The organism is Pseudomonas rhizophila, from assembly GCF_003033885.1.
GTDB lineage: Bacteria > Pseudomonadota > Gammaproteobacteria > Pseudomonadales > Pseudomonadaceae > Aquipseudomonas > Aquipseudomonas rhizophila.
On sequence record NZ_CP024081.1, the window covers coordinates 1,506,804 to 1,520,853 of the forward strand.

Below are 14,050 nucleotides of genomic sequence, written 5' to 3' on the forward strand. Positions count from 1 at the left end.
TTCATGGCTAACATTCCTACGATTTCTTTCGACGCCATCATTATTGGTGGCGGCGGTGCCGGCATGCGCGCTGCGCTGCAACTGGCACAGGGCGGTCACAAGACTGCCGTGATCACCAAGGTTTTTCCGACCCGTTCGCACACTGTTTCCGCCCAGGGCGGCATCACCTGTGCCATCGCTTCGGCTGACCCGAACGATGACTGGCGCTGGCACATGTACGATACCGTCAAGGGTTCCGACTACATCGGTGACCAGGACGCTATCGAATACATGTGTCAGGAAGGTCCGGCTGCGGTTTTCGAATTGGACCACATGGGCCTGCCGTTCTCGCGTACCGAAACCGGCCGTATCTACCAGCGTCCGTTCGGCGGTCAGTCCAAGGACTACGGCAAGGGCGGCCAGGCTGCGCGTACTTGCGCGGCGTCCGACCGTACCGGTCACGCACTGTTGCACACCCTTTATCAGGGCAACCTGAAAGCCGGTACCACGTTCCTGAACGAGTACTACGCCGTTGACCTGGTGAAAAACCAGGATGGCGCTTTCGTCGGTGTGATCGCGATCTGCATCGAAACCGGCGAAACCACCTACATCCGCGCCAAGGCTACCGTGTTGGCGACTGGCGGTGCCGGCCGTATCTACGCGTCCACCACCAACGCCCTGATCAACACCGGTGACGGTGTCGGCATGGCGCTGCGTGCTGGCGTGCCGGTACAAGACATCGAAATGTGGCAGTTCCACCCGACCGGCATCGCCGGCGCCGGTGTACTGGTCACCGAAGGTTGCCGCGGTGAAGGCGGTTACCTGATCAACAAGCACGGCGAGCGTTTCATGGAGCGTTATGCTCCGAACGCCAAAGACCTTGCCGGTCGCGACGTAGTTGCCCGTTCGATGGTGAAAGAAATCATCGCCGGCAACGGTTGCGGTCCGAATGGCGACCACGTGATGCTCAAGCTCGACCACCTGGGCGAGGAAGTGCTGCACAGCCGTCTGCCAGGCATTTGCGAACTGTCGAAGACCTTCGCTCACGTCGACCCTGTCGTTGCGCCGGTTCCAGTAGTTCCAACCTGCCACTATATGATGGGCGGCGTTGCCACCAACATTCACGGCCAGGCGATCACCCAGAACGCCGAAGGCGTGGACGAAATCATCCCTGGCCTGTTCGCAGTGGGTGAAGTGGCTTGCGTATCGGTTCACGGTGCCAACCGTCTGGGCGGCAACTCGCTGCTCGACCTGGTGGTATTCGGTCGCGCTGCCGGCCTGCACCTGGAAAAAGCGCTGACCGAGGGTATCGAGTATGACGATGCCACCGACGCCAACATCGAAGCCGCCCTGGCGCGTCTGTCCGCTCTGAATGAGCGTACCGAAGGCGAAGACGTGGCGACCCTGCGTCGCGAGCTGCAAAACTGCATGCAAAACTACTTCGGTGTGTTCCGTACCGGCGAGTACATGCAGAAGGGTATCGCTCAGCTGGCTCAATTGCGTGAACGAATCGCCAACGTGAAGATCAACGATAAGTCGCAGGCGTTTAACACTGCACGTATCGAAGCGCTGGAACTGCAGAACCTGCTGGAAGTGGCCGAAGCCACCGCCATCGCGGCAGAAGTGCGCAAAGAGTCCCGTGGTGCCCATGCCCGCGAAGACTTTGAAGACCGTGATGACGAAAACTGGTTGTGCCACACCTTGTTCTTCCCGGGTGAAAAACGTGTCGCCAAGCGTGCGGTGAACTTCTCGCCGAAGACCGTTCCGACGTTTGAACCCAAGATCCGGACTTACTAAGGGTGGCCGCCATGTTGCAAGTCAGTGTTTATCGCTACAACCCTGATCAGGACGCCGCGCCGTTCATGCAGGATTTCCAGGTCGATACCGGTGGTAAAGACCTGATGGTGCTGGACGTGCTGGCCCTGATCAAAGAGCAGGACGAAGGTTTTTCCTACCGTCGTTCCTGCCGCGAGGGCGTTTGCGGCTCCGACGGCATGAACATCAACGGCAAGAACGGCCTGGCGTGCATCACGCCGCTGTCCGCCGTGGTCAAGGGCAACAAGCTGATCGTTCGTCCGCTGCCAGGTTTGCCGGTTATTCGTGACCTGGTCGTCGATATGAGCATCTTCTACAAGCAATACGAGAAGGTGAAGCCATTCCTGCAGAACGATTCGCCGGCTCCGGCCATCGAACGTCTGCAGTCCCCGGAAGAGCGTGAAAAGCTCGACGGTCTGTACGAGTGCATCCTGTGCGCCTGCTGCTCGACCTCGTGCCCATCCTTCTGGTGGAACCCGGACAAATTCCTGGGCCCGGCCGCTCTGCTGCAAGCGTATCGCTTCCTGGCAGACAGCCGCGACACCAAGACGTCCGAGCGTCTGGCTGCACTGGATGACCCGTTCAGCGTATTCCGCTGCCGCGGGATCATGAACTGCGTCAACGTCTGCCCGAAAGGCCTGAACCCGACTAAGGCCATCGGTCACGTACGTAACATGCTGCTGCAAAGCGGCGTGTGATTCAGCTGCTGTACCCGTAGAACCGCTGTACCCGTACAGGTCGGGGCGTGGGCTTCAACCCGCGTCCTGGCTATAACCAGAACCGCCGCTCACAAAGCGGCAGTTCTTATTTTGAAGAAATGAGACAAGCAGGGGCATCCGGGTTGGTACCCGGACTATCAGCGTGATCCTAAGTGGCTTGTTTTGGTCGCTGCATTCGGACTTCTGCAAGTTTGCTCGGTGTTTTCGCCGATGGTGTTCCCCAAATCGAGGGTGACCAAGCATGCAAGAAAGCGTGATGCAGCGCATGTGGAACAGTGCCCACCTCTCCGGTGGTAACGCTGCCTATGTGGAAGAGCTCTACGAGCTCTACCTGCACGACCCTAACGCTGTGCCAGAAGAGTGGCGCACCTACTTTCAGAAGTTGCCGGCTGACGGTAACTCTGCCACTGATGTTTCGCACTCGACAATTCGCGATCATTTCGTGCTGCTGGCAAAGAACCAGCGCCGCGCTCAACCGGTGTCTGCCGGCAGCGTGAGCAGTGAGCACGAGAAGAAGCAAGTTGAAGTGCTGCGACTGATCCAGGCCTACCGGATGCGCGGCCACCAGGCAGCCCAGCTGGACCCGCTGGGGCTGTGGCAGCGTCCTGCACCTGCAGACCTGTCGATCACTCATTACGGCTTGACCAATGCCGATCTTGATACGACCTTCCGTGCCGGCGACCTGTTCATCGGCAAAGAGGAAGCGAGCCTACGCGAAATTCACGAAGCGTTGCAGCAGACATATTGCCGCACCATCGGTGCCGAATTTACGCACATCGTCGATTCCGAGCAGCGCCAGTGGTTCCAGCAGCGTCTGGAAAGCGTTCGTGGCCGTCCGACCTTCTCCGCTGACGTCAAGAGCCACTTGCTCGAGCGCGTCACTGCCGCCGAAGGCCTGGAAAAGTACCTGGGCACCAAATACCCGGGCACCAAGCGTTTCGGCCTGGAAGGTGGCGAAAGCCTGATCCCGCTGCTGGACGAACTGATCCAGCGCTCCGGTTCCTACGGCACCAAGGAAGTCGTCATCGGCATGGCCCACCGCGGCCGTCTGAACGTGCTGGTCAACACCTTCGGCAAGAACCCGCGCGAGCTGTTCGACGAGTTCGAAGGCAAGAAGAAGGTCGAGCTGGGCTCCGGTGACGTCAAGTATCACCAGGGTTTCTCGTCCAACGTGATGACCACCGGTGGCGAAGTTCACCTGGCGATGGCCTTCAACCCGTCCCACCTGGAAATCGTTTCTCCGGTGGTCGAGGGTTCGGTCCGTGCCCGTCAGGATCGTCGCAACGACCCGACTGGCGAAAAAGTCCTGCCGATTTCCATCCACGGTGACGCTGCATTCGCAGGTCAGGGCGTGGTCATGGAAACCTTCCAGATGTCGCAGACTCGCGGCTTCAAGACCGGCGGTACCATTCACCTGGTGATCAACAACCAGGTCGGCTTCACCATCAGCAACCCGGAAGACTCGCGTTCCACCGAGTACTGCACCGACGTTGCGAAGATGATCCAGGCACCGATTCTCCATGTGAATGGCGATGACCCGGAAGCCGTGCTGTTCGTGACCCAGTTGGCCATTGACTACCGCATGCAGTACAAGCGTGACGTGGTGATCGACCTGGTCTGCTACCGTCGTCGCGGCCACAACGAGGCCGACGAGCCAAGCGGCACCCAGCCTCTGATGTACCAGCAGATCGCCAAGCAGCGCACCACCCGTGAGCTGTATGCCGAGCGCCTGACCCAGAGCGGTGTGCTGGACGCTGAGCGCGTCCAGGAAAAAGTCGATGAATATCGCAATGCCCTGGACAATGGCCTGCATGTTGTAAAAAGCCTGGTCAAAGAGCCGAACAAAGAGCTGTTCGTGGACTGGCGCCCGTATCTGGGTCATGCCTGGACCGCTCGTCACGACACCCGTTTTGATCTCAAGACCTTGCAGGAACTGTCCGCCAAGCTGCTGGAAATTCCGGAAGGCTTCGTGGTCCAGCGTCAGGTCGCGAAAATCTACGAAGACCGGCAGAAGATGCAAGCCGGCGGCCTGCCGATCAACTGGGGTTATGCCGAAACCATGGCATACGCGACCCTGGCGTTCGAAGGTCACCCTGTGCGCATCACCGGCCAGGACGTAGGCCGCGGCACTTTCTCGCACCGTCACGCGGCGCTGCACAACCAGAAAGACGCCAGCACCTACATCCCGCTGCAACACCTGTACAAAGGCCAGCCACGTTTCGACCTGTACGACTCGCTGCTGTCCGAAGAAGCCGTCCTGGCGTTCGAATATGGCTACTCCACCACCGAGCCGAATGCGCTGGTGATCTGGGAAGCCCAGTTCGGCGACTTCGCCAACGGTGCCCAGGTGGTTGTCGACCAGTTCATCACCAGCGGCGAGCACAAGTGGGGCCGTCTCTGCGGTCTGACCATGCTGTTGCCACACGGTTATGAAGGGCAGGGGCCGGAGCACTCTTCGGCACGTCTGGAGCGTTACCTGCAGCTGTGCGCCGAGCACAACATCCAGGTGTGCGTACCGACGACCCCGGCTCAGATCTACCACTTGCTGCGCCGTCAGGTGATTCGCCCGCTGCGCAAGCCGCTTGTAGTGCTGACACCGAAGTCATTGCTGCGTCACAAGCTGGCGATCTCGACTCTGGAAGATCTGGCCGAAGGCTCGTTCCAGACCGTTATCCCGGAAATCGACGCTCAGGATCCGGCCAACGTCGGTCGCGTGGTTCTGTGCAGCGGCAAGGTCTATTACGACTTGCTGGAAAAACGCCGTGCCGAAGGCCGTGACGATATCGCCATCGTGCGTCTCGAGCAGCTGTACCCGTTCCCGGAGGACGACCTGGTCGAAATCCTGGCTCCGTACAAAAACCTGAAGCACATCGTCTGGTGCCAGGAAGAGCCGATGAACCAGGGTGCGTGGTACTGCAGTCAACATCACATGCGCCGCATCATCAGCGCTCACGACAAGTCGCTCGTACTTGAGTACGCCGGCCGTGACGCTTCTGCTGCACCTGCTTGTGGTTATGCATCGATGCACGCCGAGCAGCAGGAACAACTGCTGCAAGATGCCTTTACCGTTTAATGCCTTCGCGCACCTGAAACCGAATTTAAGGAACCACAGATAATGGCTATCGAGATCAAAGCCCCCACTTTCCCGGAATCGGTTGCCGATGGCACGATTGCCACCTGGCACAAAAAACCGGGCGACGCGGTCAAGCGCGACGAACTGATCGTCGACATCGAAACCGACAAAGTTGTCCTGGAAGTGTTGGCCGAAGCTGACGGCGTCCTGGGCGCCATCGTCAAGAACGAAGGCGACACCGTTCTGTCGGCCGAAGTGCTGGGCTCCATCGAAGCGGGCGGCGCTGCTGCCGCTGCTCCGGCTGCTGCTGCCGCACCGGCCGCCGCTCAGGCTGCTGCTCCTGCCGCTGGCGGCGAAGACGATCCAGTCGCCGCTCCTGCTGCTCGCAAGCTGGCTGAAGAGAATGGCATCAACATCGCTTCCGTTGCCGGCACCGGCAAGGGTGGTCGTGTGACCAAGGAAGACGTGGTTGCAGCGGTTGCCGCCAAGAAAGCCGCTCCGGCCGCTGCGCCAGCCAAGGCTGCCGCGCCTGCCGCTGCCGCTCCGGTGTTCGCTGCCGGTGATCGCGTTGAAAAACGCGTTCCGATGACCCGCCTGCGCGCCAAGGTTGCCGAGCGTCTGGTTGAAGCCCAGTCGAACATGGCGATGCTGACCACCTTCAACGAAGTCGACATGACCGAAGTCATGGCCCTGCGTTCGAAGTACAAGGACCTGTTCGAGAAGAGCCACAACGGCGTACGCCTGGGCTTCATGTCGTTCTTCGTCAAGGCTGCCACTGAAGCACTCAAGCGCTTCCCGGCCGTCAACGCGTCGATCGACGGTTCCGACATCGTTTACCACGGTTACGCCGACATCGGTGTCGCGGTCTCCAGCGACCGTGGCCTGGTGGTTCCGGTCCTGCGTAACGCCGAACTGATGAGCCTGGCTGAAATCGAAGGCGGCATCGCCACCTTCGGCAAGAAAGCCCGTGACGGCAAGCTGTCCATCGAAGAGATGACCGGCGGTACGTTCACCATCACCAACGGTGGTACATTCGGTTCGATGATGTCGACCCCGATCGTCAACCCGCCACAAGCGGCGATCCTGGGCATGCACAACATCCTGCAACGCCCGATGGCGATCAATGGTCAGGTCGTGATTCGTCCGATGATGTACCTGGCATTGTCCTACGATCACCGTCTGATCGACGGTAAAGAAGCCGTGACTTTCCTGGTAACCATCAAGAACCTGCTTGAAGATCCGGCTCGTCTGCTGCTGGATATCTGATTCGCCGCAAGGGCCGGTCGGTTGACCGGCCTCTTGCTGAAATAACCGGTTTCGTCCCACGACGGTCTCCACAAGTGACCGTCCGGTTTGATTCGAGAAGGAATGACTCATGACTCAGAAATTCGACGTGGTAGTGATTGGTGCGGGCCCTGGCGGCTACGTAGCGGCCATCAAGGCTGCGCAACTGGGCCTCACCACTGCCTGCATCGAGAAATACACCGACAAGGAGGGCAAACTGGCCCTCGGCGGTACTTGCCTGAACGTCGGTTGCATTCCGTCCAAGGCGCTGCTGGACAGCTCCTGGAAGTTCCATGAAGCGCAGGATGGCTTGGCCATCCACGGCATTGGCGGTGTCAACCGCGAAAACGTCACCATTAACGTACCTGCCATGGTTGGCCGCAAGGCCAACATCGTCAAAGGCCTGACCTCTGGCGTTGCCACCCTGTTCAAGGCCAATGGCGTGACCTCGATCCAGGGCCACGGCAAGCTGCTGATGGGCAAGAAGGTCGAAGTGACCAAGCCAGACGGCTCGGTTGAAGTGATCGAAGCCGAGAACGTCATCCTGGCACCGGGCTCGCGTCCGATCGACATTCCGCCGGCTCCGGTGGACCAGAACGTGATCGTCGATTCGACCGGCGCTCTGGAGTTCCAATCCGTGCCAAAACGCCTGGGCGTGATCGGCGCGGGTGTTATCGGTCTGGAGCTGGGTTCGGTCTGGTCGCGCCTGGGCGCGCAAGTAACCGTCCTCGAAGCACTGGACACCTTCCTGATGGCCGCCGACACCGCGGTTTCCAAGGAAGCGCTGAAAACCCTGACCAAGCAAGGCCTGGACATCAAGCTGGGCGCTCGCGTGACCGGCTCCAAGGTCAACGGCGAAGAAGTCGTGGTGAACTACACCGACGCCAACGGCGAACAGACCATCACCTTCGACAAACTGATCGTTGCGGTTGGCCGTCGCCCAGTGACCACTGACCTGCTGTCCGCCGATTGCGGCGTGACCCTCGATGAGCGCGGCTTCATCGCGGTTGACGAGCAATGCGCAACCGACGTTCCGGGTGTCTACGCCATCGGTGACGTGGTACGCGGCATGATGCTGGCGCACAAAGCGTCCGAGGAAGGCATCATGGTGGTCGAGCGCATCAAGGGCCACAAAGCCCAGATCAATTACGACCTGATCCCGTCGGTTATCTACACCCACCCGGAAATCGCATGGGTTGGCAAGACCGAGCAAACCTTGAAAAACGAAGGTGTTGAAGTTAACGTCGGCACCTTCCCGTTCGCAGCCTCCGGCCGTGCCATGGCAGCCAACGATACCGGTGGTTTCGTGAAAGTCATCGCTGATGCCAAGACGGATCGCGTATTGGGCGTTCACGTGATTGGCCCAAGCGCTGCCGAGCTGGTACAGCAAGGCGCGATCGGCATGGAATTCGGCACCAGCGCTGAAGATCTGGGCATGATGGTCTTCTCCCATCCGACCCTGTCCGAAGCCTTGCACGAAGCGGCCCTGGCCGTAAATGGCGGTGCCATCCACGTGGCCAACCGCAAAAAGCGTTAATAGACAATAAGAAACCACGGCGGTATGGCCCGTCGTGAGCCTTGCGAGCAAGACTCACCGCGGAATATCCGCTGGACGCAGCCTTGCGTAGCGGCACCGGTCAACCGGAACGCTACGCAAGCAGCAGTCACAGGTGGTGCGGCACCATAACGGTGCAGCACCGAATGCGCAGTACCTAACGAAGACGGTAATAAGCATGAATCTTCACGAGTATCAGGGTAAGCAGCTGTTCGCTGAGTACGGCCTGCCAGTATCCACCGGCTACGCGGTAGACACCCCGGAAGCGGCAGCAGAAGCTTGCGACAAAATCGGCGGCAGCGAATGGGTTGTCAAAGCCCAGGTTCACGCCGGTGGTCGCGGTAAAGCGGGCGGCGTCAAGCTGGTTCGCAGCAAAGAAGACGCCAAAGCCTTCGCACAGCAGTGGCTGGGCAAGCGTCTGGTGACCTACCAGACTGACGCCAACGGTCAGCCAGTCACCAAGATCCTGGTTGAATCGTGCACTGATATCGCTAAAGAGCTGTACCTGGGCGCTGTCGTTGACCGTTCGAGCCGCCGTATCGTGTTCATGGCTTCCACCGAAGGTGGCGTGGACATCGAGAAAATCGCTCACGATACCCCTGAGAAAATCCTCAAGGCCACCATCGATCCACTGGTTGGCGCCCAGCCATTCCAGGGTCGCGAGCTGGCATTCCAGCTGGGCCTGGAAGGCAAGCAGGTCACTCAGTTCGCCAAGATCTTCGTAGGCCTGGCCAAGCTGTTCCAGGACCACGACCTGGCGCTGCTGGAAGTGAACCCGCTGGTGATCAAGGCCGACGGCGATCTGCACTGCCTCGATGCCAAGATCAACATCGACGCCAACGCCATGTACCGTCAGCCTAAGCTGAAGACTTTCCACGATCCGTCGCAAGACGATCCGCGCGAAGCGCACGCTGCCAAGTTCGAACTGAACTACGTGGCCCTGGAAGGCAACATCGGCTGCATGGTCAACGGTGCTGGCCTGGCCATGGGTACCATGGACATCGTCAACCTGCATGGCGGCAAGCCAGCCAACTTCCTCGACGTGGGCGGTGGTGCTACCAAGGAACGCGTAACCGAAGCGTTCAAGATCATCCTGTCCGACACTAACGTCGCTGCAGTACTGGTCAACATCTTCGGCGGCATCGTTCGTTGCGACATGATTGCCGAAGGCATCATCGGCGCCGTGAAAGAAGTCGGCGTGAAAATCCCGGTTGTTGTTCGCCTCGAAGGCAACAACGCTGAGCTGGGCGCTAAAGTACTGGCAGAAAGCGGTTTGAACATCATCGCTGCTACCAGCCTGACCGACGCTGCTCAACAAGTCGTTAAAGCTGCGGAGGGCAAATAATGAGCGTCCTGATCAATAAAGACACCAAGGTTATCTGCCAGGGTATTACCGGTTCGCAAGGTAGTTTCCACACCCAGCAAGCTCTGGAATACGGCACCAAGATGGTTGGTGGCGTAACGCCGGGCAAAGGCGGCACCGAACACCTGGGCCTGCCTGTCTTCAACACCGTCAAAGACGCTGTTGCTGCCACTGGCGCCACCGCCAGCGTGATCTACGTTCCAGCTCCTTTCTGCAAGGATTCCATCCTTGAAGCAGCGTTCGGCGGCATCAAGCTGATCGTCTGCATCACCGAAGGCATCCCGACCATCGACATGCTGGAAGCCAAGGTCAAGTGCGACGAGCTGGGTATCACCCTGATCGGTCCTAACTGCCCAGGCGTGATCACTCCAGGCGAATGCAAGATCGGCATCATGCCAGGTCACATTCACTTGCCAGGCAAGGTCGGTATCGTTTCCCGTTCCGGCACCCTGACTTACGAAGCCGTCAAGCAGACCACTGACGCCGGTTTCGGTCAGTCGACTTGCGTCGGCATCGGCGGTGACCCGATCCCGGGCTCCAACTTCATCGACATCCTGAAGCTGTTCCAGGAAGACCCGAAGACCGAAGCGATCGTCATGATCGGTGAGATCGGCGGTTCGGCTGAAGAAGAAGCGGCTGCCTACATCAAGGCTAACGTGACCAAGCCGGTTGTTTCCTACATCGCGGGTGTGACTGCTCCTCCGGGCAAGCGCATGGGCCATGCTGGCGCAATCATTTCTGGCGGCAAAGGCACTGCGGACGAGAAATTCGCCGCTCTGCAAGACGCAGGCGTGAAAACCGTGCGTTCGCTGGCAGACATCGGCAAGGCCCTGGCCGAGCTGACTGGCTGGGAAATGAAGAAGTAAGCTTCGGCTGACTTTTTTGTTCCAGCAACAAAGGCCACCTTCGGGTGGCCTTTGTCGTTTTCGGATGAGGGAATTGCAATCAGCAACCCATTTAGATGCAAAAACGCGACACGGAAATGTCGTGTATCGGATAGTTCGCCCTGTAACAGTGCGTTATTCGCACTAATTCGTTAGGCTAGCCGCCATTTTTGCGACTGTGGCTCACAAGGACGCGGTGCGCTAAACGGGTTGGTCTTATACGGATCGGCAGCATTTCCCTCCACCCTCAAGGGAAGTCCCTCTCTAAATTCCGATTCAGCAGTGTGGTTTCCTTAAAATGAAAGTGTTGAAAGGCCAGGACATCCTGGCGCTTGGTTTCATGACCTTTGCCCTGTTCGTCGGGGCTGGCAACATCATCTTCCCGCCGATTGTCGGTTTGCAGTCCGGGCCCCATGTCTGGATGGCGGCGCTGGGCTTTCTGGTCACGGCGGTCGGGCTACCGGTCATCACCGTCGTTGCGCTGGCCAAGGTCGGTGGGGCGATGGATGCCTTGAGCAGTCCTATCGGCAAGGTGGCCGGTGGCCTGCTGGCGGCTGTGTGCTACCTGGCCGTCGGGCCGCTGTTCGCCACTCCGCGCACCGCCACAGTCTCCTTCGAAGTCGGGCTGGCGCCGTTGACCGGTGAAAGCCCGCTGGCGCTGTTTCTCTACAGTGCGGTGTATTTCCTGCTGGTGTTCTTCATCTCGCTCTATCCCGGTCGCTTGCTGGACACCGTCGGGCGATTCCTTGCCCCGCTGAAAATCATCGCCCTGGCCGTGCTGGGCATTGCCGCGTTTGCCTTGCCCGCCGGCGATATCGGCGTGGCGACACCGCAATACGTGGCCGCGCCATTCTCCCAAGGGTTCATCAACGGTTACCTGACCATGGATACCCTGGGCGCATTGGTGTTTGGCATCGTCATCGTCAATGCGATCCGTTCCCGGGGCGTTGAATCGCCTGCCTTGATCACCCGCTACGCCATCATCGCCGGGCTGATCGCCGGGGTCGGGCTGGCGCTGGTCTATGTCAGTCTGTTCCGCCTGGGGTCTGGCAGCCATGAAGTGGCTGCGGGCGCGACAAACGGCGCGGCTGTGCTGCATGCCTATGTGCAACACACGTTCGGCAGCCTGGGCAGCGGTTTCCTGGCGGTGCTGATTTCCCTGGCGTGCCTGGTCACTGCAGTTGGCCTGACGTGCGCCTGTGCCGAGTACTTCAGCCGTGTCTTGCCGCTGTCGTACAAAACATTGGTGGTCATCCTGGCGGCGTTTTCGCTGCTGGTGTCGAACCTCGGACTGACCAAGCTGATCGCTTTCTCAATCCCGGTCCTGACCGCGATTTACCCACCGTGCATTGCCTTGGTGGCCCTGAGCTTCTGCAAGGACTTCTGGCATGAGCAGGGGCGCATTGTCGGCCCGGTCATGCTGGTGTCGTTCCTGTTCGGCCTGATCGATGCGCTTAAAGGCGCCGGACTGGCGGATTGGATGCCGACGCAAATGGCCCACCTGCCATTGAGCGAGCAGGGCCTGGCCTGGCTCGTGCCGTCGGTGATGACCCTGGCGGTTGCGTTGGTGTGTGATCGTCTGCTGGGCAAGCGCAGCGAAGCCTTGGCCTGAGTTGCCGCGGCCTGCCACGAGTGGGCCCACCGGTAAAAAACCAATGCCCCGTATCCATCGATACGGGGCATTAATGAGATGGTCACCCCCACACCCTGCGAGGGCTACGCTTTCGCAGGGTGTTTTGTTTTCGGAGGCCATCATTATGAGCGAGTCAGCGCTGATCGGGATCGATCTCGGTAAACACAGTTTCCACCTGCACGGCCAAGACAAATTGGGCCGAGAGGTGTTTCGCAAGAAGTTCTCGCGTCAACAGATGATGACGCTCTTCGGCAATCTGCCGGCCTGTACCGTGGTGATGGAAGCTTGTGCCGGGGCGCATTTCGTCGCTCGCCAGCTGATGGCCATGGGGCATGAAGCCAAACTGATTTCCCCGCAATTCGTCCGCCCCTTCGTCAAAGGCAACAAAAATGACTTCGTGGATGCCGAAGCCATTTGCGAGGCGGCTTCGCGTCCATCGATGCGCTTCGTTTCGCCTAAAACCGAGGCACAGCAGACGCTTTCCGTTCTGCATCGCCTGCGCGAGTCGCTGGTACGCGATCGCACCAAAACCGCCAATCAAATGCATGGTTTCCTACTGGAGTTCGGCATCAGCCTGCCCAAGGGCCTGGCGATCATGAAGCGGTTGGCGAGTATTTTGGCTGAGCATGAGTTGCCCGTTCGGTTGACAGTGCTGTTACAGCGCTTGCATGAGCATTTCTGTTATCTGGATGAACAGATCAAGGCGCTGGATAAAGAGCTGGCAAGCCAACTGGCCGACGATGATCTCGGCAGCCGCTTGCTGAGCTTGCCGTGTGTCGGGCCGATCACCGCCAGCCTGCTGGCTGTAGAGATGGGGGACGGCAGGCAGTACCGATGCAGCCGTGACTTCGCCGCCTCCGTGGGCTTGGTYCCCAGGCAGTACAGCACCGGCGGCAGGGCTAATTTGCTGGGTATCAGCAAGCGCGGCGACAAGCACCTCAGGCAGTTGCTGGTTCAATGTGCTCGGGTCTATATGCAGAGGCTAGAACACCAGAAAGGGGCTCTGGCCGACTGGGTGCGCTCATTGCTTGGGCGACGACACTCGAACGTGGTGGCCTGCGCCCTGGCTAACAAGCTGGCGCGGATCGCGTGGGCGCTAGCGGCTCACCATACGCAATATGAAGCAGGGCCAGACGCGCTGAACGCCTGACCCTGCGGTTGTTGCAGTACCACGAATCACCCTTCAGGTTTTGCGATAGCTGAACAACGGATGACGTGAACGGCCCACCGGCCTGACGAAGAACCTGACATAAAAATCGGCTTCAGAAGCCGCGGCATTTTTCAGGATCGTCAGGCGCGACTCTCATCGTGGCGCGGGGCATGCCCTGGATCGACGCCGGATAGATTTAAGCAAGCCAACCACTTCACCCATTAATCAGTATTGCAAAAATGGGGGTGACCATAGATTTTTCCAAAGTTCACTGCAGAAGTTTACGTTCTGAGCAAGGAAGAAGGCGGCCGTCATACTCCGTTCTTCAAAGGCTACCGTCCACAGTTCTACTTCCGTACAACTGACGTGACCGGTAACTGCGAGCTGCCAGAAGGCGTTGAAATGGTAATGCCAGGTGACAACATCCAGATGACTGTCACTCTGATCAAGACCATCGCGATGGAAGACGGTCTGCGTTTCGCTATCCGTGAAGGCGGTCGTACCGTCGGCGCTGGCGTCGTAGCCAAAGTCATCGAGTAAGTCTCTTGTAGAGTCAGCTTGATGAGTTGAAGAGCCCCCGCCTAGCGGGGGCTTT

At 59.2% G+C, this 14,050-nt stretch carries 9 protein-coding genes and 1 pseudogene; all 10 read left to right on the top strand.

Annotation, left to right across the window (positions count from 1 at the left end; translation table 11 throughout):
* Positions 1-3 precede the first annotated feature (3 nt).
* Positions 4-1,776 carry a succinate dehydrogenase flavoprotein subunit gene (gene sdhA, locus CRX69_RS07065; protein WP_047230489.1) on the top strand — a complete coding sequence of 591 codons (1,773 nt, stop codon included), beginning with the start codon at positions 4-6 and terminating at the stop codon, positions 1,774-1,776.
* A gap of 11 nt (positions 1,777-1,787) precedes the next feature.
* Complete coding sequence (locus tag CRX69_RS07070) at positions 1,788-2,492, top strand: succinate dehydrogenase iron-sulfur subunit (protein WP_047230491.1); 705 nt, start codon at positions 1,788-1,790, stop codon at positions 2,490-2,492.
* Positions 2,493-2,754: 262 nt separating this feature from the next.
* Positions 2,755-5,586, top strand: a complete 2,832-nt coding sequence (locus CRX69_RS07075; RefSeq protein ID WP_047230488.1) for a 2-oxoglutarate dehydrogenase E1 component — start codon at positions 2,755-2,757, stop codon at positions 5,584-5,586.
* Positions 5,587-5,628: 42 nt separating this feature from the next.
* The gene (gene odhB, locus CRX69_RS07080) at positions 5,629-6,852 is read left to right on the top strand and encodes a 2-oxoglutarate dehydrogenase complex dihydrolipoyllysine-residue succinyltransferase (protein ID WP_047230487.1); all 1,224 of its coding nucleotides are present in this window, start codon (positions 5,629-5,631) and stop codon (positions 6,850-6,852) included.
* A gap of 109 nt (positions 6,853-6,961) precedes the next feature.
* Complete coding sequence (gene lpdA / locus CRX69_RS07085) at positions 6,962-8,407, top strand: dihydrolipoyl dehydrogenase (protein ID WP_107321777.1); 1,446 nt, start codon at positions 6,962-6,964, stop codon at positions 8,405-8,407.
* Positions 8,408-8,603: 196 nt separating this feature from the next.
* A complete protein-coding gene (gene sucC, locus CRX69_RS07090) occupies positions 8,604-9,770 on the top strand; it encodes an ADP-forming succinate--CoA ligase subunit beta (protein ID WP_003179235.1) in 1,167 nt (388 codons plus the stop codon).
* Positions 9,770-10,654 (top strand): succinate--CoA ligase subunit alpha, encoded by an 885-nt coding sequence (sucD, locus tag CRX69_RS07095; protein WP_014339581.1) that lies wholly within the window; start codon positions 9,770-9,772, stop codon positions 10,652-10,654. Before sucC ends, sucD begins: the two co-directional genes overlap by 1 nt.
* Positions 10,655-10,970: 316 nt before the next feature.
* Entirely contained in the window at positions 10,971-12,284 is a 1,314-nt protein-coding gene (gene brnQ / locus CRX69_RS07100) for a branched-chain amino acid transport system II carrier protein (RefSeq protein WP_047230485.1), read from the top strand.
* Between the two features lie 145 nt (positions 12,285-12,429).
* Positions 12,430-13,455, top strand: coding sequence for an IS110 family RNA-guided transposase (locus CRX69_RS07105; protein ID WP_047230568.1), 1,026 nt, complete (start codon positions 12,430-12,432; stop codon positions 13,453-13,455).
* A 264-nt stretch (positions 13,456-13,719) separates the two neighbouring features.
* Positions 13,720-13,995, top strand: a pseudogene (locus tag CRX69_RS07110) (EF-Tu C-terminal domain-related protein); the annotation flags it as partial.
* Between the last annotated feature and the right edge of the window lie 55 nt (positions 13,996-14,050).

Excerpts from the sequence above, each read along its gene's own strand:
- sdhA (WP_047230489.1), top strand. The coding sequence starts at position 4 with ATGGCTAACATTCCTACGATTTCTTTCGACGCCATCATTATTGGTGGC.
- CRX69_RS07070 (WP_047230491.1), top strand. The coding sequence starts at position 1,788 with ATGTTGCAAGTCAGTGTTTATCGCTACAACCCTGATCAGGACGCCGCG.
- CRX69_RS07075 (WP_047230488.1), top strand. The coding sequence starts at position 2,755 with ATGCAAGAAAGCGTGATGCAGCGCATGTGGAACAGTGCCCACCTCTCC.
- odhB (WP_047230487.1), top strand. The coding sequence starts at position 5,629 with ATGGCTATCGAGATCAAAGCCCCCACTTTCCCGGAATCGGTTGCCGAT.
- lpdA (WP_107321777.1), top strand. The coding sequence starts at position 6,962 with ATGACTCAGAAATTCGACGTGGTAGTGATTGGTGCGGGCCCTGGCGGC.
- sucC (WP_003179235.1), top strand. The coding sequence starts at position 8,604 with ATGAATCTTCACGAGTATCAGGGTAAGCAGCTGTTCGCTGAGTACGGC.
- sucD (WP_014339581.1), top strand. The coding sequence starts at position 9,770 with ATGAGCGTCCTGATCAATAAAGACACCAAGGTTATCTGCCAGGGTATT.
- brnQ (WP_047230485.1), top strand. The coding sequence starts at position 10,971 with ATGAAAGTGTTGAAAGGCCAGGACATCCTGGCGCTTGGTTTCATGACC.